22 protein-coding genes are annotated in these 23,762 nt (G+C 72.0%); 11 read left to right on the top strand and 11 right to left on the bottom strand.

Features of this window, described 5'->3' with window-relative positions; genetic code table 11:
- The first annotated feature begins 72 nt into the window (after positions 1-72).
- Entirely contained in the window at positions 73-561 is a 489-nt protein-coding gene (locus AC07AW_RS28700; protein ID WP_478818353.1) for a hypothetical protein, read from the top strand.
- Here the strand turns inward: AC07AW_RS28700 and AC07AW_RS28695 are convergent.
- Both AC07AW_RS28695 and treY read right to left on the bottom strand, forming a co-directional pair.
- Positions 539-1,108, bottom strand: coding sequence for a hypothetical protein (locus AC07AW_RS28695; RefSeq protein WP_478818352.1), 570 nt, complete (start codon positions 1,106-1,108; stop codon positions 539-541). The two genes, AC07AW_RS28700 and AC07AW_RS28695, sit on opposite strands and share 23 nt — an antisense overlap.
- Before the next feature lie 34 nt (positions 1,109-1,142).
- Complete coding sequence (gene treY, locus AC07AW_RS28690; protein WP_478818351.1) at positions 1,143-3,470, bottom strand: malto-oligosyltrehalose synthase; 2,328 nt, start codon at positions 3,468-3,470, stop codon at positions 1,143-1,145.
- 90 nt (positions 3,471-3,560) lie between these two features.
- Between treY and AC07AW_RS28685 the strand changes: the two genes are divergently transcribed.
- On the top strand, positions 3,561-4,790 hold the full coding sequence (locus AC07AW_RS28685; RefSeq protein WP_478818611.1) for an MFS transporter: 1,230 nt from the start codon (positions 3,561-3,563) through the stop codon (positions 4,788-4,790).
- Here the strand turns inward: AC07AW_RS28685 and glgX are convergent.
- On the bottom strand, positions 4,759-6,879 hold the full coding sequence (gene glgX / locus AC07AW_RS28680) for a glycogen debranching protein GlgX (protein ID WP_478818350.1): 2,121 nt from the start codon (positions 6,877-6,879) through the stop codon (positions 4,759-4,761). The two genes, AC07AW_RS28685 and glgX, sit on opposite strands and share 32 nt — an antisense overlap.
- Positions 6,880-7,018: 139 nt before the next feature.
- Here glgX and AC07AW_RS28675 point away from each other — a divergent pair, with 139 nt between their 5' ends.
- From AC07AW_RS28675 to AC07AW_RS28660, 4 genes are all read left to right on the top strand, one after another.
- Positions 7,019-7,870 (top strand): Tat pathway signal sequence domain protein, encoded by an 852-nt coding sequence (locus AC07AW_RS28675; protein WP_478818349.1) that lies wholly within the window; start codon positions 7,019-7,021, stop codon positions 7,868-7,870.
- A 66-nt stretch (positions 7,871-7,936) separates the two neighbouring features.
- On the top strand, positions 7,937-9,262 hold the full coding sequence (locus AC07AW_RS28670) for a copper amine oxidase (RefSeq protein WP_478818348.1): 1,326 nt from the start codon (positions 7,937-7,939) through the stop codon (positions 9,260-9,262).
- Between the two features lie 121 nt (positions 9,263-9,383).
- Positions 9,384-10,706: an SAV2148 family HEPN domain-containing protein gene (locus AC07AW_RS28665; RefSeq protein WP_478818347.1), complete on the top strand. Its 1,323-nt coding sequence runs from the start codon at positions 9,384-9,386 to the stop codon at positions 10,704-10,706.
- Positions 10,707-10,793: 87 nt separating this feature from the next.
- Entirely contained in the window at positions 10,794-11,519 is a 726-nt protein-coding gene (locus tag AC07AW_RS28660; protein ID WP_478818346.1) for an exonuclease domain-containing protein, read from the top strand.
- 17 nt (positions 11,520-11,536) lie between these two features.
- Here the strand turns inward: AC07AW_RS28660 and AC07AW_RS28655 are convergent, their stop codons facing one another.
- The 4 genes from AC07AW_RS28655 to AC07AW_RS28640 form a co-directional block, all read right to left on the bottom strand.
- Entirely contained in the window at positions 11,537-13,384 is a 1,848-nt protein-coding gene (locus tag AC07AW_RS28655; protein WP_478818345.1) for an alpha/beta fold hydrolase, read from the bottom strand.
- A gap of 309 nt (positions 13,385-13,693) precedes the next feature.
- Positions 13,694-13,828 (bottom strand): alpha/beta fold hydrolase, encoded by a 135-nt coding sequence (locus AC07AW_RS28650; protein WP_478818344.1) that lies wholly within the window; start codon positions 13,826-13,828, stop codon positions 13,694-13,696.
- Between the two features lie 33 nt (positions 13,829-13,861).
- Positions 13,862-14,524: an alpha/beta fold hydrolase gene (locus AC07AW_RS28645; RefSeq protein ID WP_478818343.1), complete on the bottom strand. Its 663-nt coding sequence runs from the start codon at positions 14,522-14,524 to the stop codon at positions 13,862-13,864.
- 46 nt (positions 14,525-14,570) lie between these two features.
- Positions 14,571-15,428: a phosphotransferase enzyme family protein gene (locus AC07AW_RS28640; RefSeq protein ID WP_478818342.1), complete on the bottom strand. Its 858-nt coding sequence runs from the start codon at positions 15,426-15,428 to the stop codon at positions 14,571-14,573.
- A 144-nt stretch (positions 15,429-15,572) separates the two neighbouring features.
- Here AC07AW_RS28640 and AC07AW_RS28635 point away from each other — a divergent pair, with 144 nt between their 5' ends.
- The 5 genes from AC07AW_RS28635 (at position 15,573) to AC07AW_RS28615 (ending at position 20,104) form a co-directional block, all read left to right on the top strand.
- Positions 15,573-16,517, top strand: coding sequence for a carbohydrate ABC transporter permease (locus AC07AW_RS28635; RefSeq protein ID WP_478818341.1), 945 nt, complete (start codon positions 15,573-15,575; stop codon positions 16,515-16,517).
- On the top strand, positions 16,514-17,356 hold the full coding sequence (locus AC07AW_RS28630) for a carbohydrate ABC transporter permease (RefSeq protein ID WP_478818340.1): 843 nt from the start codon (positions 16,514-16,516) through the stop codon (positions 17,354-17,356). The genes AC07AW_RS28635 and AC07AW_RS28630 overlap by 4 nt, the downstream gene beginning before the upstream one ends.
- A complete protein-coding gene (locus AC07AW_RS28625) occupies positions 17,353-18,645 on the top strand; it encodes an ABC transporter substrate-binding protein (RefSeq protein ID WP_478818339.1) in 1,293 nt (430 codons plus the stop codon). The genes AC07AW_RS28630 and AC07AW_RS28625 overlap by 4 nt, the downstream gene beginning before the upstream one ends.
- A 139-nt stretch (positions 18,646-18,784) precedes the next feature.
- On the top strand, positions 18,785-19,339 hold the full coding sequence (locus AC07AW_RS28620) for a DUF1697 domain-containing protein (protein WP_478818338.1): 555 nt from the start codon (positions 18,785-18,787) through the stop codon (positions 19,337-19,339).
- A gap of 129 nt (positions 19,340-19,468) precedes the next feature.
- The gene (locus AC07AW_RS28615) at positions 19,469-20,104 is read left to right on the top strand and encodes a mycothiol-dependent nitroreductase Rv2466c family protein (protein ID WP_478818337.1); all 636 of its coding nucleotides are present in this window, start codon (positions 19,469-19,471) and stop codon (positions 20,102-20,104) included.
- A 3-nt stretch (positions 20,105-20,107) separates the two neighbouring features.
- On the opposite strand, the gene AC07AW_RS28610 is transcribed toward AC07AW_RS28615, so the two are convergent.
- The 4 genes from AC07AW_RS28610 to AC07AW_RS28595 are packed head-to-tail and all read right to left on the bottom strand — an operon-like array spanning position 20,108 to position 23,674.
- A complete protein-coding gene (locus AC07AW_RS28610) occupies positions 20,108-20,851 on the bottom strand; it encodes a sirohydrochlorin chelatase (RefSeq protein WP_478818336.1) in 744 nt (247 codons plus the stop codon).
- 8 nt (positions 20,852-20,859) lie between these two features.
- The gene (locus AC07AW_RS28605) at positions 20,860-21,744 is read right to left on the bottom strand and encodes an ABC transporter permease (protein ID WP_478818335.1); all 885 of its coding nucleotides are present in this window, start codon (positions 21,742-21,744) and stop codon (positions 20,860-20,862) included.
- A complete protein-coding gene (locus tag AC07AW_RS28600; protein WP_478818334.1) occupies positions 21,731-22,525 on the bottom strand; it encodes an ABC transporter ATP-binding protein in 795 nt (264 codons plus the stop codon). Before AC07AW_RS28600 ends, AC07AW_RS28605 begins: the two co-directional genes overlap by 14 nt.
- A 33-nt stretch (positions 22,526-22,558) precedes the next feature.
- A complete protein-coding gene (locus AC07AW_RS28595) occupies positions 22,559-23,674 on the bottom strand; it encodes an aliphatic sulfonate ABC transporter substrate-binding protein (protein ID WP_478818333.1) in 1,116 nt (371 codons plus the stop codon).
- Positions 23,675-23,762: the final 88 nt, after the last annotated feature.

Genomic DNA, 23,762 nt, shown 5'->3' with positions numbered 1-23,762 from the left:
CGCGACCGCTGTTAGGGTGACGTGCGCTCGTCAACGGGCGTTCGTTTTACCACTTTCAACGGGGATTCAAACATGAAGATGCGTCATGTCCGTGCGATCGCTGTCTTCGGCATCGCGGTCGTCGCCCTCACCGGCGCCCGCGGCTCGCACGGCGGCAGCTGCGGCGGCAGCTCCGGCAGCAGCCACAGCGGCAGCAGCCACAGCGACAACGACAGCACGTCGAGCAGCAGCTCCAGCGGCTCCGTCTCCGGCAGCTCCGGCAGCTCCAACAAGGCCATTCGCGATGTCACCATCGACGAGTGCAAGTACGACCCGGCGACCAAGAACCTGGTCGCCCGGGTCACCGTGAAGAACGACGGCGTGCTCGACTACGACTACGACCTCACGATGAAGTTCAACGGCGACGCCGGCAGCAGCGCCGTCCCCGCCACCGCCAGGGTGACCGCCGTCGCGGTCGCGGCGGGGGCCTCCAAGAGCGTCGAGCTGTCCACCCAGTACCCCGGAACCGGCGACGGCTCCGAGTACACCGAGTGCGTCGTCACGCGGGCGTCCCGCTCCTGACCCCGGACTCCGCTGCGGCCGGGTCCGTACGGCCCGGCCGCAGCACCGAGGCGAGCAGCAGGAGGCCGGGCAGGATTCCGGCGACGGTCCGGATCGCGGCGACCGGGGCGTCGAAGGCCGCCAGGGCCAGGCCCGCCGCGCCGCAGACCGCGATCGCCGCTCCCAGCGCGTGGAGCGCGGGCCTGCGCCAGGCGACCGCAAGACCGGAGAAGTGCACGCCCACGATGAAGGCGATCCAGCCCACGGAGGCCTGAGGGGTGTGCAGCACCCGGGCGATCACCAGGAGCCCGGCCGCGAGCCCCGCGACCTCGGCCGCCACCACGTACCAGTAGCGCCGGCCGAACCGGGTGCCCGGCTCGCCCGACGCCGCCGCCGGAGTCGGCGGCCGCTCGCCGCGCCGTCCGAAGACGGCCACCCAGATGAAGCCGGCGAGGGCCAGCAGGCGCAGCGGCGTGGCGACCGCCGTCGGCAGGGTTCCCGCGTTGGCCTGGACGAACACGAGTCCGAACGCGGCGCCGATGATCCGCCCGGTCTGATCTTTTGTCATGATCATCAGCTTGTCATGGTCGCGGCACCGTCCTTCACTCCACCCGGGTCAGCAGCGCCACCGGCCGCTCCGCGAAGAGCTCCGCCAGCTTGACCTCCGTCGCCGGTCCTCCCGTGAACTCCCGTACGCCGTCCAGCGCGTCGACCCAACGCCCCTCGGGCAGCACCAGCTCCGTGTCCTGCCAGCCGCCCGCCTGCGCGAGCCGCAGGGAGAGCCGGGTCACGGCCGTGATCGCCCGGCCGGAGCGGGCGAACGCCAGGCAGTGCGCCGCGGCCGGACCCTCCGCCGCCAGCGGGACGTACGTGCCGCCCGGTCCGAAGGCCTCCGGGTGCGCGCGCCGCAGCCGCAGCGCCGCCCGGACCAGAGCCGTACGGTCGTCGTCCTCGCCGACCGCGAACGGCGCCCGGTTGTCCGGGTCGACGAGCGCCCGGTACTCCCGCTCCGTGTTCTGGTACAGCTCCGGCACCCCCGGCATCGTCAGCTGCGCGAGCACGGCGCCCAGCGCGTGCGCCCGGATGTGCGGCTCCAGGGCGAAGGCCGCCTCCGAGGCCGCCCGGAGCGGGATCCGGCCGGGCCCGGCCGCCGCGAACTCGGCCACCGTCCGCTCGTACTCCGCGTCCGGCTCGGTCCAGCTCGTCCGCAGCCCCGCCTCCCGGACGGACTTGAGGATCGCCGGAACCAGCCGGTCCGCGTCCGGGGCGCCGAAGCCGAAGGCCGTCTGCCAGGCCGTCCACGCCACGTGCGCATCCGGCGCGGGCACCCCGGCGACCTCCGCGAGGAGCTCCGCCCACACCTCCGGGCACTGGGAGAGCACCGCGATCCCGGCCCGGACGTCCGCGCTGCGCTTGGTGTCGTGCGTGGAGAGCACGGTGCCGGTGCCCGGCCAGTCCCGGGCGATCCGCAGGCAGTACGCGTGGAACTCCTCCACCGGCACCGCCGGACGCCCCGCGTCGCCGCCGACCTCGTTCGCCGAGAGCAGCGGCGTGTAGCGGTAGAAGGCGGTGTCCTCCACGGACTTGGCCCGCAGCGCGGACGAGGTCTGCGCGAACCGGGCGCGGAACGCCCGGTGTTCGGGCCCTTCGCCGAGTGAGCCGAGCGCCAGGTCCCGTACGAGGTCGACCGCAGCCGCCTCCTCCGGCACCGCGAAGGCGGCCTTCGCGCCGCGCGCCGCCTCCGGGGTCAGCACCTCCTCGCCGCCGGTCCGGTAGGGGCGGTAGACGGGGACCCGGACGAGGAGCTCCCGGACCGCCGTGCGCAGCGCCCAGGGGGCGTGGTCCCGGAGTGCGGGGTCGGCGGCGCAGATCCGGCGGGCGATCCGGGTCAGCGCGGCCGTCTCGGACGCCAGGTCATGGGTGACCACCTCGTACGCCGCGCGGCGCTCGGTCGCCTCCCAGCGGCCGCCACGGTCGCCGGCCTTGCCGACGAACTCCCGGTAGACATCGGCGAGTTCGTCGGCTCCCACCGGGTCGGTGAAGACACCGTCGAGCCGGCGCAGCGCGTCGTACCCGGTGGTGCCAGCGACCGGCCAGGCGGCCGGCAGCGTCTCCTGCCCGGTGAGGATCTTCTCGACGACCGTCCAGCAGCGCCCGCCGGTCGCCTCCGCCAGAGCCTCCAGATAGCCCTGGGGGTCGGCGACTCCGTCCGGGTGGTCGATGCGCAGCCCCTCGATCACCCCGTCCGCGACCAGCTCCACGATCTTCGCGTGGCTCGCCGCGAACATCTCGGGGTCCTCCACCCGCACCCCGATGAGCTCCGAGACGGTGAAGAAGCGGCGGTAGCCGAGCTCGGTGCGGGCGAGCCGCCACCAGCCGAGCCGGTACCACTGGGCGTCGAGCAGCTCGTCCAGCGGCAGCCCCTCGGTGCCCGGACGGAGCGGGAACTCCTGGCCGTCCAGGTGCAGGGACCCGCCCGAGACCCGGAACCGGTCCCGTACCTCCGGGAGTCGCGCGGGCAGCACCGGCAGCAGCATCCGGCCGTCCCCGGCCCGCCAGTCGATGTCGAACCAGCGGGCGTACGGCGAGTCCGGGCCCTCGCGGAGCACGGCGCGCAGCGCGTGGTTGTGGCGCGGGGAGACCGCCATGTGGTTGGGCACCAGGTCCACGACGAGCCCGAGGCCGTGCGCCCGCGCGGTCGCCGCCAGGGCCCGCAGCCCCTGCTCGCCGCCCAGTTCGGCCCGTACGGACCGGTGGTCGGTGACGTCGTAGCCGTGGGTCGAGCCGGGCACCGCCTCCAGGACCGGGGAGAGGTGGAGGTGCGAGACCCCGAGGCCGGCCAGGTACGGCACGGCGCGCTCGGCGGCCGCGAACGGGAACTCCGGCTGGAGCTGCAGCCGGTAGGTCGAGGTGGGTGGAATGGGCGTCATGCGAACGTACGTACCCCGCTGGAGGGCTTCTGTGTCATTGCCCCATGCACCCGTTCGAGTGCATCGCGTTACGTTCGCGTGATGCTCCGGATGTATCGCGACACGCTGTCCCTGCTCGGACCGGCCCTGCCGGTCGTCTCGTTCCTCGGCCGGCTGCCCACCGCCATGTGCCAGCTCGGCAGCCTGCTCCTGGTCGCCGAGACGAGCGGCTCGCTCGCCACCGCCGGCCTCACGGGCGGCGCGCTCGCCGCCGGACAGACCGTCGCCGGGCCCGTCATCGGCCGGCTCGCCGACCGGCACGGCCAGCGCGGGGTCGTCCTCGCGGCCTCCCTCGCCAACGCGGTCGCCGTCACCGCCCTGGTCCTCGCCGCCCTCGCCGACGCCGCCACCGGCCCGCTCATGGCGCTCGGGGCGCTCGCCGGGGCCACCGTCCCACAGGTCGGGCCGCTTGCCCGGACCCGCTCGGTGGCCCTCGCCCGCCGCTCCGGCGCGGACGACCGGCTCGTCGGAGCGGTCCTCTCCTTCGAGGGCACCCTCGACGAGGTCTCCTTCGTCCTCGGCCCGGCGCTCGTCGGCCTCGCCGCCGCCCTCGCCCACCCGGCGGTCGCGCTGCTCCTGGCGGCGCTCCTGCTCGCCGCCTGCGGGACGGCCTTCGCCCTCCACTCGACGGCCCGGGCGACCGCCCCCGAGACGTCGCCGACTTCCACCCGTACGAGTGCCGCCGAACGGACGCGGCTGCCGGGATCCGCGTACGCCCTGCGCGGCACGATGGTCCTCCAGGGCGCCATGTTCGGTGCCTCGCAGGCCGGGATCACCGCCCTCACCGAGGAGCTCGGCGCGCCCGCCCAGGCCGGTCTCGTCTACGCCGCCATGGGTGTCATGAGCGCCGCCGTCGGCCTCTCCATGGCCGCCGTGCCCGCCCGGATCGGACTCACGACCCGCTGGCGCGCCGCGACCGCCGGACTCGTCGTCCTCTCCGTACCGCTGCTGTTCGTCGGCTCCCTGGGCGCGCTGTACGCGGTCGTCGTCGTCCTCGGCGCCGCCTACGCCCCGCACCTGATCACCGTCTTCGGCCTCACCGAGCGAAGCGTGCCGGCTGCCCGGCTCGCCGAGTCGATGGCCTTCCTCACCAGCGGGATCGTGGGCGGCCAGGCCCTCGCCCTGGCCGTCTCGGGCCGGCTCGCCGAAGGCCGGGGCGCCCCCGCCGCCTTCGCGGTGGCGGTGGGGGCGGCCGTGGCCTGCGCGGTCCTCTCCTGGTCGGTACGGGTCAAGAGCCCCGCACGCGCGCTCAGGCCGGCCGGCGCAGAACGGTCAGGCTGAGCGGCGCGAGCGTCACCCGCTCGCCGCCCGCGAGCTCCGGGCCCTCCTGCGGCGGCATGCCCTCCGGGTCCGAGGTGTCCACCACCATCCGCCAGCAACGCCCGTGGCTGTCCGGGACCGCGAACTCCAGCTCCTTCGACGAGGCGTTGAACATCAGCAGGAAGGAGTCGTCGGCGATCCGCTCGCCCTGCGTGCCCGGTTCCGAGATCGCGTTGCCGTTGAGGAAGACCGTCAGCGCCTGCGCGTGCGCCGCCTGCCAGTCGCGGGAGGTCATCTCCTCGCCCTCGGGCGTGAACCAGGCGATGTCCGTCAGCTCGTCGTGGGTGCCCTCCACCGGCCGGCCGTGGAAGAAACGGCGGCGCCGGAAGACCGGATGGTCCCGGCGCAGCCGGACCATCGCGCGCGTGAAGCGCAGCAGCGTGGCCTCCGCCTCGCTGTTCTCCTTCGGCCACCGCACCCAGGAGACCTCGTTGTCCTGGCAGTACGCGTTGTTGTTGCCTCCCTGCGTCCGCCCGAACTCGTCGCCGTGGCTGAGCATCGGCACGCCCTGGGACAGCATCAGCGTGGCGAGGAAGTTGCGCATCTGGCGGGCGCGCAGCTCCGCGATCCCGACGTCCTCGGTCTCGCCCTCCACGCCGCAGTTCCAGGAGCGGTTGTAGCTCTCGCCGTCCCGGTTGCCCTCGCCGTTCGCCTCGTTGTGCTTGTCGTTGTACGAGACGAGGTCCCGCAGGGTGAAGCCGTCGTGGCAGGTCACGAAGTTGACCGAGGCGAGCGGGCGGCGCCCGTCGTCCTGGTACAGGTCGGAGGAGCCGGTGAGGCGCGAGGCGAACTCGGCGAGGGTGCGCGGCTCGCCCCGCCACAGGTCCCGCACGCAGTCCCGGTACTTGCCGTTCCACTCGGTCCACAGCGGCGGGAAGTTGCCCACCTGGTAGCCGCCCTCGCCCACGTCCCACGGCTCGGCGATCAGCTTCACCTGGCTCACCACCGGATCCTGCTGCACCAGGTCGAAGAACGAGGACAGCCGGTCCACCTCGTGGAACTGGCGGGCCAGGGTGGCCGCCAGGTCGAAGCGGAAACCGTCCACGTGCATCTCGGTCACCCAGTACCGCAGGCTGTCCATGATCAGCTGGAGCACGTGCGGGGAGCGCATGAGCAGCGAGTTCCCGGTGCCGGTCGTGTCCGTGTAGTACCGGGGATCGTTCGAGAGCCGGTAGTACGAGGGGTTGTCCAGGCCTCGGAAGGAGAGCGTCGGCCCCAGGTGGTTGCCCTCGGCCGTGTGGTTGTAGACCACGTCGAGGATGACCTCGATACCGGCCTGGTGCAGCGCCCGGACCGCCGACTTGAACTCCAGGACCTGCTGGCCCCGGTCGCCCCAGGACGCGTAGGCGTTGTGCGGGGCGAAGAAGCCGATCGTGTTGTAGCCCCAGTAGTTGGCGAGCCCCGCGTCCACCAGACGGTGGTCGTTCACGAACTGGTGGACGGGCATCAGTTCGAGCGCGGTGACACCCAGTTCCTTCAGGTGGCCGATGACCGACGGGTGCGCGAGCCCCGCGTACGTCCCGCGCAGCTCCTCCGGAAGGTCCGGGTGCAGCATCGTCAGGCCCTTCACATGGGCCTCGTAGATCACCGTGTGGTGGTACTCGGTGCGCGGACGCCGGTCGTCGCCCCAGTCGAAGTACGGGTTCACGACCACCGAGGTCATCGTGTGCGGGCCCGAGTCGAGGTCGTTGCGCGCGTCCGGCCGCCCGAACGGGTAGCCGTACACCGCCTCGCCCCACTTCACCTGCCCCGACACCGCGCGCGCGTACGGGTCGAGCAGCAGCTTCGCCGCGTTGCAGCGCAGCCCGCGCTCCGGTGCGTACGGGCCGTGCACCCGGAACCCGTACCGCTGACCGGGCATCACACCCGGCAGATAGGCGTGTCGTACGAACGCGTCGGTCTCGCGCAGTTCCACCGCCGTCTCCGAGCCGTCGTCGTGCAGCAGACACAGCTCGATCCTGTGGGCGGCCTCCGAGAAGACCGCGAAGTTGGTTCCCGCTCCGTCGTAGGTGGCGCCCAGGGGGTACGCCTGTCCCGGCCAGACCTGCATGGATATGGATTCTTCCTCTTCTGTCCGGGTTTTGTGGGTGTTCTTCGGCCAGATCCTGCCCGAAAGAAGGGCAACCACCTAGGACTTCGCCCCGTCCTACCGGGTGACCGCAGACCTAGAGGGGGAAAGAGGGGGAAGTGTGTACGAAATAGTGCGCCGCCACTTGGGGAAGGTGGTGGCCGGAGCGGCCATGGCGGTGACGGGAACCGCCGTCGCCGTCGCGATCAGCCTGCCGGGCCAGGCGGGAGCGAACGGGGCCGCCGGAACCGGGGGGTCCACCGGCATCGCCGGAGCGGCCGGCACGCCGGCCGAGGGCGGCACGGGCAGTGCCTCCCAGCAGGGGGAGACGGGCGAGCAGGCCACGGGCACCGCGCCGCAGCCCGCCACCGTGGTCCCGGCCGCGGCCGAGGGGAAGAAGGGCGTCGGCAGCGACCCGCTCACCGACGACGAGCTCGCACGGGCCGAGGCACTGGCGCTGACCCCGCCCGCCGCCACCGCCCAGCAGGACGTCAACGGCGGCCGCGGCCCCCAGCGCCTCGGCACCCGGCTCGCCGACCCCGTCCCGGGCGACCCGTCCCGCCGCGCCGAGGTCCGCCTCTACGACTACGCGCGCGACGAGCTCGTCACGAAGACCGTCAACCTCGACAGCGGCAAGGTCGAGAAGTCCGGCGCGCAGCGCGGGGTCCAGCCCTCCGCCCACCCCGAAGAACTGCGCGAGGCCCTGGAGCTGATCCTCGCGAGCCCGCTCGGCAAGGGCGTCAAGGAGGACTACAAGGACGCCACCGGCAAGGAGCTCACCTCCACCGGACAGCTGTGGTTCAACGGCGACGTCTACCGCACCTACCGCGAGTCCAACGTGCCCGCGCAGCTCGCCCGTTGCGGGGAGCACCGGTGCGTCCGGCTCGTCACCAAGGTCCTCAACGGGGCCTGGATCGACACCCGGAACCTGATCGTCGACCTCTCCGCGAGGACCGTCACCCGCGTCGGCTGACCACCGCCGCACCGGACCTCGCCTCTCCACAGCCTCCTCACGACACGTACGAGGGAGTACGTCCCCATGTCCAACCGGAGAATCCCGCGCGCCCGCAAGCGGGGCGCCGTCCTGACCGCCGCCGTGCTGCTCGGCACCGCCACGGCCGCCGCCGGGCCGGTGGCCGGCGCCACCGCCGCCACGGCCCCGCCCGGCTCGACGGCCGCGGCGCCCGCCGCGCCCGACTGCTCGGCCGCGTACCGCATCACGCAGAAGCTCGACGGCGGCACCACCTGGCGCATGTGCTGGCGCTACGACACCGACGCCGGTCTCACGCTCGACCACGTCACCTACCAGCCGCCCGGCGCCACCGCGCCCATCAAGGTCCTCAACAGCGGCCGGCTCGCCCAGATCCACGTGCCGTACGACGACGGCGGCGCCGAGTACGACGACCTCACCGGCGCCGGCTTCGGCTGGGGCCTGCAGAACCTCAAGCCGGCCGAGTGCCCCGGCGGCACCCTCACCACCGTCAAGGTGGCCGAGGTCGGCGACGTCAAGGGCCTGTGCACCACCACGCGGGCGCGCGGGCACGCGTACCGCATGGCCAGCGACAGCGGCTCCAAGGTCTGGCAGGCCCAGGCCAAGGACCTGCTCGTCTACACCGTCAACAAGGTCGGCTGGTACGAGTACATCACCGAGTGGCGCTTCACCGCCGACGGCACCATCGGTGCCAACGTCGGGGCCACCGGCAGCCTCTCGCCCGTCGACTACAACGCCACCGACGGCCGCGGCTGGCCCCTCGGCAAGGGCGCCCGCGGCTACGCCACCAGCCACGCCCACAACGTCTTCTGGAAGCTCGACTTCGGGCTCGACGGCTCCACCAAGGACCGGATCGAGCAGTTCGACTCCACCGTCACCGCGCCCGCCGCAGGCGGCGGCGGACCCACCGTGAAGACGAAGAAGACCGTCGTCACCAAGGAACTCGCCGGCGACGCGAAGAACATGCGCTGGTGGCGGGTGGTCAGCGGCACCGGCAAGAACGCCGACGGCCACGCCCGCTCGTACGAGATCGTGCCCGGGCACACCGACACGCACGCGGGCCGCGGCTTCACCAAGCACGACGTGTACTTCACCCAGGCCCGCGCCTGCGAGAAGTTCGCGAGCAACAACATCGGCGCCTGCGCGGCGGGCGCCGGTGACAGCGTCGACAAGTGGGTCAACGGCGAGACGCTGACCCAGCCGTCCGTGTGGGTCAACATCGGGTTCCACCACATCGCCCGGGACGAGGACCAGCAGCCGATGCCGGTCCACTGGCAGGGCTTCCAGCTCGCGCCCAGGGACGTAACCGCTATGAATCCGCTCACTCCGGCCGATCTCGCCTCCCAGAACGGGCAGCCCGATCTGGGGAGTTGAGGAAGCAGCCTGACGATCCTGCTGCACCGCCTCCCGCTCGCGGAGTACCCTTCCTTGATCGTTGTCACATGGTCATCCAGTCCGCCGGAACGGGTGTCCGGGAGCAGAAGGCGGTGCGCGGGTGAGCTCGGGAGGTCTGGAGCTGCCCCCAGGTGACGCGGGTCACGAGGGGGGTCCGGCCGACCCCGCAGAGGCGCCGCCCGGAGCGGTCGCGCCACCGGGCGCGGCCGTACCCCCGGGCGTGGTCCTGCCGCCGGGCGCGGTCGTGCCGCCCGGCACGGTCACCGTCGGACGACCGGTGGAGATCGGGGCGGAGCTCGACTGGGGCGCCGATGCCTGGAGCGAGGTCCGCACCCGGGCCCAGCGCGCCGGCCGTGCCTACATCTGGCTGAACCTCGTCGAGCAGCGGCTGAGGGCCGTGGTCGCCGCCGTCCTGCGACCCGTGTACGAACCGGTGCACGGCGAGGAGTGGGTGGTGGCCGCGGCCGGGCCGGCCGGCCAGGAATGGGTCCAGCGGGCCGTCGCCGTCCGCGAGGTCTCCCGGCGCAAGGGCTACCTCCTCGACCCGGCCGACGACAACGTGCTGAGCTTCCTCACGCTGCCCCAGCTGCGCGAGCTGATGGTGCAGCACTGGCCCTGCTTCGAGCCCTACTTCGACGACCGGCGCGAGGTCGAGCTCGCCCTGGACGAGCTGGAGGTCACGCGCAACGTGGTCTCCCGCAACCGGGCGCTGTCGCTGACCGTCCTCGCCCAGTCCGAGCGGGCCTCCGCCCGCATCCTGGAGATCCTCGGCGGCGGCGCCGGGGTCCCGTCCGCCGACCGGCTGCCCGTGGACGCGGTCGAGGACCTCGTCGGCGACCGGTACGCGGACGTCGTCTCCGTCCACCCCGACCGGGTCAGGCTCCAGCGGCAGCTGCCCGCCGAGGACCTCTTCGGCGGGGCCCGCCGCCTCGACGCCACCGGCATAGGCCTCAATCTGCTCGTGCAGAACTTCTCCGGCCGCCGCATGGTCCGGCTCGCCGAGTCCGGCTGCCGGACCCGGCTCCTCTTCCTCAACCCGGCGAGCAGCGCCGTCAAGCGCCGCGAGCGCGAACTCGGCCTGAAGAAGGGCGAGCTGAGCCGCTCGGTCGAGATGAACATCCTGCACATGCGCCGGGTCCGTTCGAAACTGCGCGACCCGGGCGCCTTCCAGATCCACGTCTTCGACGAGACCCCCCGCTTCACCGCCTACCTCGTCGACGGCGACGGTCCGGACGGGGTCGGTGTCGTCCAGTCCTATCTGCGTCGGGCCCGGGGCATGGAGGCCCCGGTTCTCGTCCTGCGCGGCGGCGGACGGAACGTCGTCCGGCACGGGCAGCCGGCCCATGACGGAGATCACGGACTTTTCGAGACATACCGGGAGGAATTCGAGTCGGTCTGGCTCGACTCCCGGCCCGTCTCCTGACCCGTCGACGGGGGTAGCCGGAGGCGTTGTCAGTGGTGCGTGCGAGGGTGGTCAGCACCACGGGGGAGATCACGTAAGGAGGACCCGATGGCTTGGCACGGCGACACGCTGGTCGGCTTCGACCTGGAGACGACCGGCACGGAACCGCTGGAGGCCCGTATCGTCACGGCCTCGATCGTCGAGGTCGACGGCGGCGGACAGGTCGGGCGGCGGCGGGACTGGCTCGCCGATCCGGGCATCCGCATCCCGGAGCAGGCCTCCGCGATCCACGGCATCAGCACCGAGCGCGCGGCGGCCGAGGGCCGGCCGGCCCGCGAGGTCGCCGACGAGATCGCGCGGACCCTCACCGCGTACTGGGAGGACGGCGTCCCGGTCGTCGCGTACAACGCCTCCTTCGACCTCACGCTCCTCGCCGCCGAGCTGCGCCGCCACGGCCTTCCCTCCCTGGAGGAGCGGCTCGGCGGGACGGCCATCGGGCCGGTCGTCGACCCGTACACCATCGACCGGGCCGTCGACCGCTACCGGCGCGGCAAGCGGACCCTGGAAGCGGTCTGCGGGGAGTACGGCGTGGTCCTCGAAGCCGCCCACCAGGCCGCCGCCGACGCGCTCGCCGCCGTCCGGGTCGCCGTGGCGATAGCCGAGCGGCACCCCCAGGTCGCCGCCCTCGACCCGGCCGAGCTGCACGAGCGGCAGATCGGCTGGTACCGGACCTGGGCCGAGAACTTCCAGGACTTCCTGCGCCGCAAGGGCGACGCGGAGGCGGTCGTCGACTCCACGTGGCCCCTGCGCGAGACGGTCGCTGCGGCGGTCTAGGACGCCGCCCGGGCGGGTCAGCCCAGCGGCAGCGTCAGATGGGCCGCCCGGTCGTCGGCCGAGGTGATCACCGTGGTGGTGATGGTGTCGGCGCCGGCGTCGCTGAGGGCGTCGGAGTAGAGCGCGTCCTTGCTGTTGACCACGAGCATGAGGCGGTGGCCCGCGGCCACGTCGTAGCCCGCGGCCTGGAGCCTCCAGCTGGTCGTGTGGTCCTGGCCGGGAGTCAGCTCGCTGAGGGTGAGGGGCTCGTGGGTGATGATGCGGGCCGTGTCGTCGGGCGTGACGTCGAAGAGGTACGCCACGAGCGTCGCGGATTCCGCGCTGCTGCGGACGGTGAGCGTGAGCTCGGGGACGCCCCGGACGCGGCGGGCGACGCCGTTCGCGGTGGCGTCGAGGGGGCCCGTGGTCCAGACGGCGAGGTGCTGCCGGTCGAAATCGTCCGTGACGTAGGTCTTCGGGTTGCCCTTCCACTCGGCCTGGCCGGTGATGATGATCTTGTCGACCGCGGTGGCGTCCGTGAGCCGGCCCGCGGTGAACTCCCGCTTCCAGCCGGTGTCCGCCTCCCCGGCGAGGCCGCCGTCACGGCTGTCGGAGCCGACGGAGGTCAGATACCAGCGCTCGGTGGAAGTGGTGAACTCCGACCAGGAGGCCTTGGGCTCGCGGACGGCGGGTTCCGTGATGACCTCCTTCCCGGTCGTCGGGTCGGTCTTCGTCTGGTACGTGAACATGATCTGGCTGTGGACCGCGGGCCATTCGGGCACGCCGTTGGCGGCACCCAGCACATGGTGGTCGAGCCAGGCGAAGGCCTCCTCGACGGGGACGTTCGGCCCGCTGAACGGAATGCTCAGACCGGCGCCCTCGGGAGCGGCGTGGTCGCCGATCCACAGGTTCAGATGCTTGGGCACGGTCAGCCGCTCGAAGTGCTCGACGACCTGGTTGACCGGGAACAGCGTCTCGTGCCAGGTGTTGGAGAGGAACGTCGGGATGTTCCGGTCGTTGGTCTCCTCGACGTACGAGGAGGGCGCCCGCTCCGTGCCCCAGGCGACCACGTCGTCGAGGTGCTTTCCGGCCCTGAAGTTCGCCAGGAGCTCCCGGGTGGCGGGGTCGAACTTCCGCGCCTCGGGGCCGCCGGTGAAGCCGACCAGGGACTTCACGGCCTCCAGGTGCCGGGTGCCGTTGTCGTAGAGGCTGGTGGCGAGATTGCCCCAGGTGCTGAAGGCGACGACCGCGTCGACGCGGTCGGCCGGGTCGTGCGCCGCGACGAGCTGGCTGATGCCGGAGCCGTACGACTCACCGAGGAAGGCGATCTTGCTCGGGTTGAAGTGCTGCTGCGCGTAGTCGATGACCGTGGAGCCGTCGGCCCAGTCGTTCGGTCCGGCGACGTCGATCGTGCCGCCGGAGGTGAACGGCCCGTCGACGTAACCGCCGCCGATCTCGAACGTCTGCCCGATGCCACGCGGGGTGTACGCGAGGACGTGGTAGCCGCGCAGCGCCAACTGGAGGTACGTGTACGCGAAGATGGACCAGCCGAACGGCGTCCAGCCGGCCGGCACGATCACCACCGGGCGGGGCTCGTCGCCGTTGAGCTTGATCGTGTGCGCCGACAGCTTCGCACCGTCGTGCGTGGTGATCCTCGGCAGACCGATGGTCGACCTGGCCCGTACCTGTTCCGTCAGCTCCTGGAGCTCGGGCGTGAGCAGGGACCGCTCCGCCGTGCCGGTCAGCGTGGCGATCAGGGCCTCGGCCAGGTTGGTGGCGGCCGGGTCGAGTTCGGTGGCAGAGGCGTAGATGCCGTGGTCGGCGAGATGCGCCACCTGGGCCGCGGTGACCGCGGTGATCTCGTTGTCGTCCTGCGGGTTGCTCACGAAGCCGTCCTCTCGCTGGGGCCGGCCGACGGGGCGGCCGGCTCGCGCCGGTACTGGAGAGTCCCCGCCGGTTCCCCGGCCTTGCGGCGCGCGGGGAGCGGGGACGGCGGCATCGTTCCAGCTCAGAAGGGATGACTACGCGGAAAATGGACACCGCCCCCGGCTTCCGGCGACGGCTCGGTACTCACTCTCCAGGAGCGTTTGAACGCGCCCACCGCCGAGCCCTCTCCACGGAAACGATCACCTTCCGTCGAGCGTCCGACGGAAGTGGTCAGCCGGGATCAGCGACGATCGGCCGGAACCGGTCCGTCAGGAGTTCTCCTTGAGGAAGGACAGCAGCAGCTCGTTGACCTTCTCCGGCTGGTCCAGCTGGAGCCAGTGCCCCGCGTCCTCGACCCGCTCGTAGCGCCAGCCGCCCGACACGTACTCCTCCGTCCCGGACATCGAGCGCTCGGTGAGGAACCGGTCGCCGGTCGATCACACACCCATCACCGGCACGGACTCCGGCAGCGGCACCGCCGGCGCCTCGACCCCGAACTGGACCTCCGCCGGGATGCCCGCACGGTAGATGTTCAGCGCGGCCGTCAGCGCGCCCGGCGCCCGCAGCCCCTCGATCACGGCCTCCGCGTCCGGGTGCTCGCCCAGCATGTCCCGCAGCCCCGCGAAGTCGTCCCGCGCCAGCCAGTCCTCGGCGAGCCCGGCCAGCTGGAACAGCAGCATGTACCAGGAGCGCTGCTTCTGCTCCCAGCCCGCGGACCGGATCGACGCCAGATGCCCCACGGACAGGATGCTCAGGCTCCGCACCCGGTCGGGGAAGAACTGCGTCAGGCCCTGGGCGATGCCCGAACCCCAGTCGTGGCCCACCAGATGGACCCGGTCGAGCTCCAGCCGGGCGAGCAGCTCGACCAGGTCGCCGACGTGCTTGGCCGGGTGGTACGCCTCCGGGCCGCCCTCGGGACGGTCGGAGGCGCCGAAGCCCCGCAGGGTGGGTGCGACGGTCCGGAAACCGGCCGCGTTCAGCGCCGGGACCTGGTGCCGCCACAGATGGTGGCTGTCGGGGAAGCCGTGGACGAGCAGTACGGCCGGTCCCTCCCCGCTCACCTCGACGTCGAGGGTCACCTCGGACAGTTCGACACGCATCTCAACACCCCGTTCGTTACCGGCCGGTTCGACGGGGAACATGATGTCAGAAGGGGTACCAGCGCACCTCGGGGTCGCCGTCCCGCAGCGAGGCCACCCGCCGCTCGAACTCGGCGAGCGCCTTCGGGTTCGAGGGCGCGTGCTGCGCCACCCACGCGCAGCTCGCGGTCTCCCGCGCCCCGCGCAGCACCGCGCACCCCTCCCACGCGCGGACGTCCCAGCCGTACGCCTCGGTGAACGCCTCGTACGCCGCCGGGTCCAGGCCGTACCGGTCCCGGGAGAGGGCGAGGACCACCAGGTCGTGCTCGCGCAGGTCCGAGGAGAAGGTCTCCAGGTCCACCAGGACCGGACCGTCCGGGCCGACGTGGACGTTCCGGGGGAGGGCGTCCCCGTGGATCGGGCCCGGGGTCAGGTGCGGAGTGAGCGCGGCCGCCGCCGGGGCGAAGGAGTCGCGCCGCTCCCGCAGGAAGGCCGCGTCCGCCGGGTCGATCGCGTCCCCCGCGAGCCGCAGCCACCGCTCGACCCCGCCGAGCAGCTCACGGCGCGGGAGCGTGAACCCGGTCGGTTCGGGCAGGGCGTGGACGGCCCGCAGCAGTGGGGCGAGATCACGGGGCTCCGTGGGCCGCACCGCCTCCGGCAGCCGGTGCCAGACGGTCACCGGAAGCCCGTCCACCAGGCGCGGCTTCTCCTCGGCGGCCCGGACCGCCGGGACCCCGGCGGCTTCCAGCCAGGAGGCCAGCGCGAGCTCCCGCTCGGCCCGCTCGATCAGCTCCGCGTCCCGGCCGACCTTCACCACCAGGTCGCCCAGGGCGAAGACCGCGTTCTCGCCCAGGGCGAGCAGCCGCGCACCCGCGACCGGCAGCCCCGCCCCGCCCAGGATCTCCCGTGCCCGCGCCTCGTCCATCGACCTCTCCCTTACCCGTGTGTTTGCGCCAAAGTCTCCCATCCGCGCAGCTCACCGCGCCCGTCTCCTTGACGGGCCGACGCGCCGTCAGCACCATGGCGGGATTCCGGACGGCGGCAGCAGCGGTGTGGACGGGGGCGGATCGTGAGCGCAGTGACCGCGACCAAACGGCCCGGCCGAGCGCGCACACCACGCGCCGCCCCGGGGACACGCCCGCGCGGCCCCGACCTCGGCGCCTGGTTCCTGGTGCTCCCGGCGCTCCTGCCGATCCTCGTCCTCAGCGTCGGCCCGCTCCTCTACGGCATCGCGCTCGCCTTCACCGACGCCCAGTCCGGCCGCACCCAGGCCACCCGGTGGGTCGGCACCCTCAACTTCCAGGACCTGCTCCACGACACCCTCTTCTGGGACTCGTTCCGCATCGGCGCGGTCTGGGCCGTCGGTGTCACCATCCCCCAGTTCCTGCTCGCCCTCGGCCTCGCCCTCCTGCTCAACCAGAAGCTCCGCTTCCGCTGGCTGGCGCGGGCCCTCGCCATCGTCCCCTGGGCGATGCCGGAGGTCGTCGTCGGCATCATGTGGCGGCTCGTCTACAACCCCGACGCCGGCATCCTCAACGAGACCCTCCGGAACCTCGGCCTCGGCGAGGGCCACGACTGGCTCTCCGGCCTCGCCACCGCCCTCCCCGCCGTCATCGTCGTCGGCGTCTGGGCCGGCATGCCGCAGACCACCGTCGCCCTGCTCGCCGGACTCCAGAACACCCCCGGCGAACTCCACGAGGCGGCCGCCCTCGACGGCGCCGGCGCCTGGCGCCGCTTCCGCGCCGTCACCTGGCCCGCGCTCCGGCCGGTGGCCCTCGCCATCACCGCCCTCAACCTCATCTGGAACTTCAACTCCTTCGCCCTGGTCTACGTCCTGACCAACGGCGGACCGGGCGGCCGGACCCGGCTCCCCATGCTCTTCGCCTACGAAGAGGCCTTCCGCTACGGGCAGTTCGGCTACGCCGCCGCGATGGGCTGCGTGATGGTCGCCGCCGTCTCCGTGCTCATCGCCCTCTCCCTCGTACGCCGTCTGAAAGGGGACCAGGACCGGTGAGCGCCCTCCGGACGAGCGGGCCCGCGCGAGCAGGCCAGTACCTGGCCCTCCTCGCCTACCTGGTCTTCCTCGCCTTCCCCTTCCTCTGGCTGGTCTCCACCGCCTTCAAGCCCGCCCCCGAGCTGGCCTCGCTCCACCCCACCTGGATCCCGAAGGACCCCACCCTCGACAACTTCCGGCAGGCCTTCGACGAGCAACCCCTGCTCAGGGCCGCCGCGAACAGCCTGCTCGCCGCCGTCTCCGCCGCCGTGATCGCGGTGGCCGTCGCGACCCCGCTCGCCTATGTGACGGCCCGTCACCGCGGCCGGCTCGCCGGGGCCGCCACCGGCTGGGTGGTGATCAGCCAGGCGTTCCCCTTCGTCCTCGTGATCATCCCGCTCTTCCTCGTCCTCAAGAACCTGCACCTGATCAACAGCGTCGCCGGGCTCGTCCTGGTGTACGTGGTGTGGTCGCTGCCCTTCGCCCTCTGGATGCTCACGGGGTACGTCAGGGCCGTGCCAGCCGAGCTGGAGGAGGCCGCGGCCGTCGACGGCGCCGGCCGGATCCGTACCCTCGTCTCGGTCACCGCCCCGCTGCTCGTCCCGGGCGTCGTCGCCACCGCGCTCTTCGCCTTCGTCACCGCCTGGAACGAGTTCTTCTTCGCGCTGGTCCTGCTCAAGACCCCCGAGAAGCAGACCCTTCCCGTCGTCCTCACCCACTTCCTCGGCGCCGAGGGCGTCGCCGACCTCGGCCCGCTCGCCGCCGCGGCCTTCCTCGCCACCCTGCCGTCCCTCCTCGTCTTCGGCCTCCTCCAGAGACGGATCACCGGCGGGATGCTGACCGGGGCGGTGAAGTCATGAGACGGTTCCTCGCCCTCGCCGCCGCACTCCTGCTCCTCCTCACCGGCTGCACCGCAGCCGACGACAGCCCCGACGACGGGGTCGTCCACCTCCGCTTCCAGTCCCTCGCCTGGCAGAAGGAGTCCGTCGACGCCAACCGCCAACTGGTGAAGGAGTGGAACGCCACCCACCCCGACATCCAGGTCGAGTACGTCCAGGGCAGCTGGGACTCCGTCCACGACCAGCTCCTCACCTCCTTCGAGGGCGGCGAGGCGCCCGACATCATCCACGACGCCTCCGACGACCTCGCCGACTTCGCCTACGGCGGCCACCTCGCCGACCTGCGACCGCTGCTCCCCGAGCGGCTGCGCACCGACATCCCCGCCCGCAGCTGGGAGACCACCACCTTCGGCGAGGGCGTCTACGGCGTGCCCTTCCTCCAGGAACCGCGCGTCCTCATCGCCAACCGGAAGATCCTGGAGTCCTCCGGCGTCCGCGTCCCCACCCCGGAGAAACCCTGGAGCTGGACCGAGTTCCGGCAGATCGCCCAGGACCTCACCCGGACCATGGGGCCCGGCCGGTACGCGGTCGCCTGGCCCCTCAAGGAACCCGTCTCCGTCAGCCTCAACCTCGGTGTCTCGGCCGGCGGCCGGCTCTTCCACCGGGACCCGGACGGCCGGGTGACCCTCGACTTCACCGAGGCCGACGCCATCGTCCCGGGCACCGTCCACGACCAGGTCGTCACCGACCGGACCGCCCCGCGGACCACGCTCGGCAGCGGCGGCTCCGACACCCTGCCCGGCTTCTTCGCCGGCAAGTACGCCATGGTTCCCCTGGGTTTCGCCTACCGGCAGCAGATCGCGCAGCAGGCGCCCGAGGGCTTCGAATGGACCGTGCTGCCGGCGCCCGCAGGCGACGAAGGGCTCGCCCAGGGCGTCTCCCCGCAGACCCTGTCGATCGCCGAGGACAGCCCCCACAAGAAGGAGGCCGCCCAGTTCCTCGACTTCTTCCTGCGCCCGGCGAACCTGGTGCGGCTCGCGCGCGGCGACTGGATGCTGCCGACCGGCACGGCCGCGCTCGCCGACCCCTCCCTGCACACCGCGCGGGACGGCTGGGCGACCGGGGCGGCGGTGGCCGAAAACCTGCGGCCCGCGCCCGCGCAGTCGGTGCGCGGATACCCGGAGTGGAAGGACAAGGTGGCGACCCCGGCCTTCCAGGAGTACTACAGCGGTGCCATCGACGGTGCCGAACTGCGCAGGCGCCTGGTCGAGGACGGCAACCGGGTCCTCGCCCGCTATCAGCGCAGATGACGGATTCGTGATTACGAAACATTGTTGAATAAGTCACAGATGGGTGAAGGGTCTTCTCCGGAACCTCTCCATCGGACAGTGTTCGAACCGGCCACCGTGCCGCCCCCCACGCGGCACGGTGGCCGACTAGATTGAGCCCATGACGAAGACCTACGCGGCCCTGCTCCGCGGCATCAACGTGAGCGGGCACCGCAAGGTCCCCATGGCGGAACTCCGCAAGCTCCTCGAAGAGCTCGGGCACACGGACGTCCGCACCTACCTCCAGAGCGGCAACGCCGTCTTCACCACCGACTCCGGCGCCGGCGAGGACGAGCTCAGGGGCGCCCTCGAAGACGCGATCGAGGAGCGCTTCGGCTTCCGCGTCGACTGCCTCGTCCGCGACGGCGACTACCTCGCCGCCGTCGCCGACGCCTGCCCCTTCCCGGCCGCCGACCTGGAGGGCAAGCAGCTCCACGCCATCTACTACTCCGAGACCGCCGACCCCGAGCGCTTCGCCTCGATCGACCGGGAGGCCCATCTCCCCGAGGACTTCGCCCTCGGCGACCGCGTGCTCTACCTCTACGCCCCCGAAGGCCTCGGGAAGTCCAAGCTCGGCGAAGCGGTCTCCCGCCCGTCCGTGGTGAAGGGCCTCGTCGCCACCGGCCGGAACTGGAACACCGTGGTCAAGCTCGTCGAGATGACACGGCAGAACTGACCCGAACCGGCCCGGAACCGGGCCCTGATCCGGCCCCGAACCGGCCCCGGATTGGCCCCGGATTGGCCCAGTCAAGAGGTCGCGCAATGGCCCGTGGCCGCGGGCCAACTCCGCACTAGATTCGATGTCATGACGAGCACCGAGCACACCGCGACCACACCCCGCCCCACCGTCGACTTCTACTTCGACCCCGCCTGCCCCTTCGCCTGGATCACCTCCCGCTGGATCCTGGAGGTCGAGCAGCACCGGGACATCGACCTCCGCTTCAAGGTCATGAGCCTGTACTTCCACAACGAGGGCAACACCCTGCCCGACTGGTACCGCGAGCTCGTCGACGCCTCCATCGGCCCGGTCCGGGTGGCGGCCGCCGCCGCCGAACAGCACGGCGAGGAGATCCTGCGCCCGCTCTACACCGCGTACGGCACCCGCATCCACGAGAAGAAGCAGAAGGACTTCGACGCCGTCATCGCCGAGTCGCTCATCGAGCTCGGCCTCCCGCCCGAGCTGGCCGCCGCCGCCCACGACCCGGCCTACGACGCGGCGGTCCGCCGCAGCCACGACGCGGGCAAGGACCCCGAGGCCGAGGGGTACGTCGGCACCCCGACGATCCACGTCGACGGCACCGTCTGGTTCGGTCCGGTCCTGCGGGCGATCCCGCGCGGTGAGAAGGCCGCCGAACTCTTCGACAGCTTCCGGGTCCTCGCCTCCCACCCCGACCTCTTCGAACTCAAGCGCACCCGTACGGGCGGTCTCGACTTCAGCTAGAGGTCAGGCGGTCCTGGCGACCGGGCGGCGGGCCGCGTGGGCGCCGTCGTAGCGCTCCAGGAGCAGGCGGGCCAGTTCGGGGGAGGGGCCCAGGACGTCCGCCAGGATGTCGGCCTCCGTCGCGCCCGCCGCGATGCGGTCCGGGAGACGGCCCGGGGCGATGACGTACGGGGCCACCGCCACCCGCCGGACGCCCGGCTCGGTGCGCAGGGCGCGGACGGCGTCCTCCGTACGGGGAAGAGATGCGGAGGCGAACGCGGGTCGCACGGAGCACCAACCGGTGCGCCGCAGCTCCCGCGCCGTTTCTGCGATCACCGCGATCGCCTCCGGGTCTGTGGAGCCCGCCGAGGCCAGGACGACCCCGGTCGTGCTCTTGTCGGCGGACGTGAGGCCCGCCTCGTACAGCCGTCGCTCCACCGCCGCGATCAGCAGCGGCGAGGGGCCGAGGACCTCCGCCTGGCGGATGTTCAGGGACGGCGGGGCCTGCCGCAGTACGGCGGGGATGTCGGCCTTCGCGTGGAAGGCCCGGGTCAGGAGGAGCGGCAGGGCCACGACCTCCCGTACCCCGTCGGCCGCGAGCCGGTCGAGCACCCCCGGCACCGACGGGAGGTTGAAGTCCAGGAACGCCGTCTCCACGCGCAGCCCCGGCCGCAGCGCACCGGCCCGGCGCACCAGCGCCTGGACGGTCGCCGCGTGCCGCGGATCGCGGCTGCCGTGGGCGATCACGAGGAGGACGGGGCGGTTCATGGTCCGGTTCAGCCCTTCGCGAGCAGGCCGCGGCGGCGGAGCACCGCGCGCTCCAGCGGGCTGAAGATGAGCAGGTCGATGGCGATGCCGACGATCAGGATCAGGATGATCGCCAGGAAGATGCCGGCCATGTCGATGTTGTTGCGGCCGTTCTCCAGGAGCTGGCCGAGGCCGAGGCCCAGGTCCGGCGAGGAGGCGATGATCTCCGCGGCCATCAGCGAACGCCAGGAGAACGCCCAGCCCTGCTTGAGGCCCGCGAGGTAGCCGGGGAGCGCGGCCGGCATCACGATGTACCAGGCGCCCTTGATGCCCGTCGCGCCGAGCGTCTGCCCGGCCCGCAGGAAGAGCGGCGGGACCTGGTCGACGCCGGCGACGAGGCCGTTGGCGATCGAGGGGACGGCGCCGAGCAGGATCACCGCGTACATCATGCTGTCGTTGAGGCCGAGCCACAGGACGGCCGGTGCGACCCAGGCCACCGAGGGCAGCGACTGGAGCCCCGCGAGGATCGGGCCGATCGCCGCGCGCACGAACTTCACGCGGGAGACGAGCAGGCCCAGCGGGGTGCCGATGGCGAGCGCCAGGAGGAAGCCGAACAGGGCCCGGGAGACGCTGGTCCACAGGACCTGGAGGAGCGTGCCCTCCAGCCACATCGTGGTCAGGCTGTCCCACACGGCGGACGGCGCGGGCAGCTTGTACTCGTCGGTGACCTTCAGGGACACCAGGAGCTGCCACACGATCAGGACGAGCACGACGGCGACGACCGGCGGCAGCACCTTCTTGACCAGCACCTCGCGGACCGGGGTCCGCCGGATCTGCACGGTGTCGAGGGCGTCCAGACCGGCTTCGAGGCCGGCGAGGTCGTCGGTCTTCGGTGTGATGTCAGTGCTGGCCATGACGGCGGATCTCCCCACGCAGGTGCTCGGTGATCTCGAGGGACAGCTCCGCGACGGCGGCGTCCTCGATGCGGCGCGGCTGAGGGATGTCGATGGTCCACTCGTGCGCGATCCGGCCGGGCCGGGACGAGAGGAGGACGACACGCTCGGCCAGCCGCACGGCCTCGCGCACGTTGTGGGTGACGAAGAGCACCGACAGCTTCGTCTCCCGCCAGATCCGGGTCAGCTCGTCGTGCAGCACGTCCCGGGTGATGGCGTCGAGCGCGGCGAACGGCTCGTCCATCAGGAGCAGGTCGCTGTCCTGGGCGAGCGCGCGGGCCAGCGCGACGCGCTGGCGCATGCCGCCGGACAGCTCGTGGACCCGCTTGTCGTACGAGCCGCCGAGCCGGACGAGGTTCAGGAGCCGCTCGGCCTCCTCGCGCCGCTCGGCCTTGGGCACCCCGCGCAGCCGCAGGGCCAGTTCGATGTTCTTGCCCGCGGTGAGCCACGGGAAGAGGGCGTGCTCCTGGAACATCAGGGCCGGCCGGCCGCCGGGGGTCTCGATGGACCCCGCGGACGGCCGGTCGAGCCCGGCGACCAGGTTGAGCAGCGTGGACTTGCCGCAGCCCGAAGCGCCCAGGAGGGTGACGAACTCGCCGGGGGCGACATCGAGCGAGATGTCGTCGAGGACGAGCTGCCCGCCGGCGGGTCCGCCGAAGGACTTGGAGACATGCTCGATGCGGGCGGCATGGGTCACCGCCGCACGGTCCTCGGCCTTGGCGAGCGTCGCGGTCGTGGCCATGGTCGTCACCTCCTGGGGATCAGCTGCGGGCTGTTACTTCGCGCCGAGACCGGCGTCGGAGACCTCGGGCTGACCCGCGGCCTTCAGGACCTTGTTGAGCGGCTTCAGGTCGTAGATGCCGGACAGCTCGGGCTCCTTCAGGAGACCGGCCTTCACCGCGTGGTCGGCCTGGGCCTGGAGGGTGGCCGCCAGCGGGTCGTTGGTGAACCCGATGGACGGCCACGCGGCGTCGATCACCTTCGCGCCGAGCGCCTTGCCCGAGAGGGCCTTCAGCTTGGCGTTGGCCGAGGCCTTCGCCTTGTCCTGGTTGGCGTTGATCCACTCGTTGGTCTTCACCGAGCCGCGCAGGAACGCCTCGACGACGTCCGGGTGCTCCTTCAGGAACTTCTGCGACACGATGATGTTCGTGATGACGAACTTCTTGTCCGGCCACAGGTCGGACTCGTCGAGCAGCACCTTCGCGCCCTCGCTGACCAGCTTCGACGCGGTCGGCTCGGGCACCCAGGCACCGTCGACGGCGCCGGAGGCGTAGGCGTTCGGGGTGACCTTGTTGTCCGTGCGGACCACGGAGACGTCGCCCTTGCCGCTCTGGGCGTCGACCTTCCAGCCCTTCTCGGAGATCCAGTTGAGGAAGGCCACGTCCTGCGTGTTGCCGAGCTGCGGGGTGGCGATCTTCTTGCCCTTGAGGTCGTCCAGGGTCTTGATCTTCGCCGGGTTCACCACGAGCTTCACGCCACCGGAGGCGGCGCCGCCGATGATGCGGAGGTTGGTGCCCTTGGTCTTGACGTAGCCGTTGATGGACGGCGAGGGGCCGATGAAGCCGATGTCGATCGAGCCGGCGTTCAGCGCCTCGATCTCGGACGGGCCCGCGTTGAAGGTGGTGGGCACCAGCTTCGTGCCGCCCAGCTCCTTCTGGAGGATGCCCTCCTGGTCACCGACGAGCGCGGTGGCGTGCGTGAGGTTGGGGAAGTACCCGAGCCGTACGGTGTCTGCGGAGAGCTTCTCGCCCTCGGCGGCCACCTTCTTCGTGGAGTCGTCGTTCTTGGCCTCGGAGCCGTAGCCGCAGGAGGCGAGCGCGCCGATCAGCAGCGGCAGTGCGGCGGCGGCGGCCAGGCCGCGGCGCAGGGTCGTACGGGTGGTGGCAGGCACGGGTGGTGTTCCCCTCGATTCAACTTCTCAGCGAAGTCTGCGTTTATGTCGTTCGGGGTGGAGCGGGTGGAGCCGGTTCGTACCGCTC

The sequence above is a fragment of the Streptomyces sp. NPDC044003 genome, assembly GCF_056435185.1.
The sequence above is the reverse complement of the archived record's forward strand: the minus strand, read 5'-3'. Positions and strand labels throughout refer to the sequence as shown.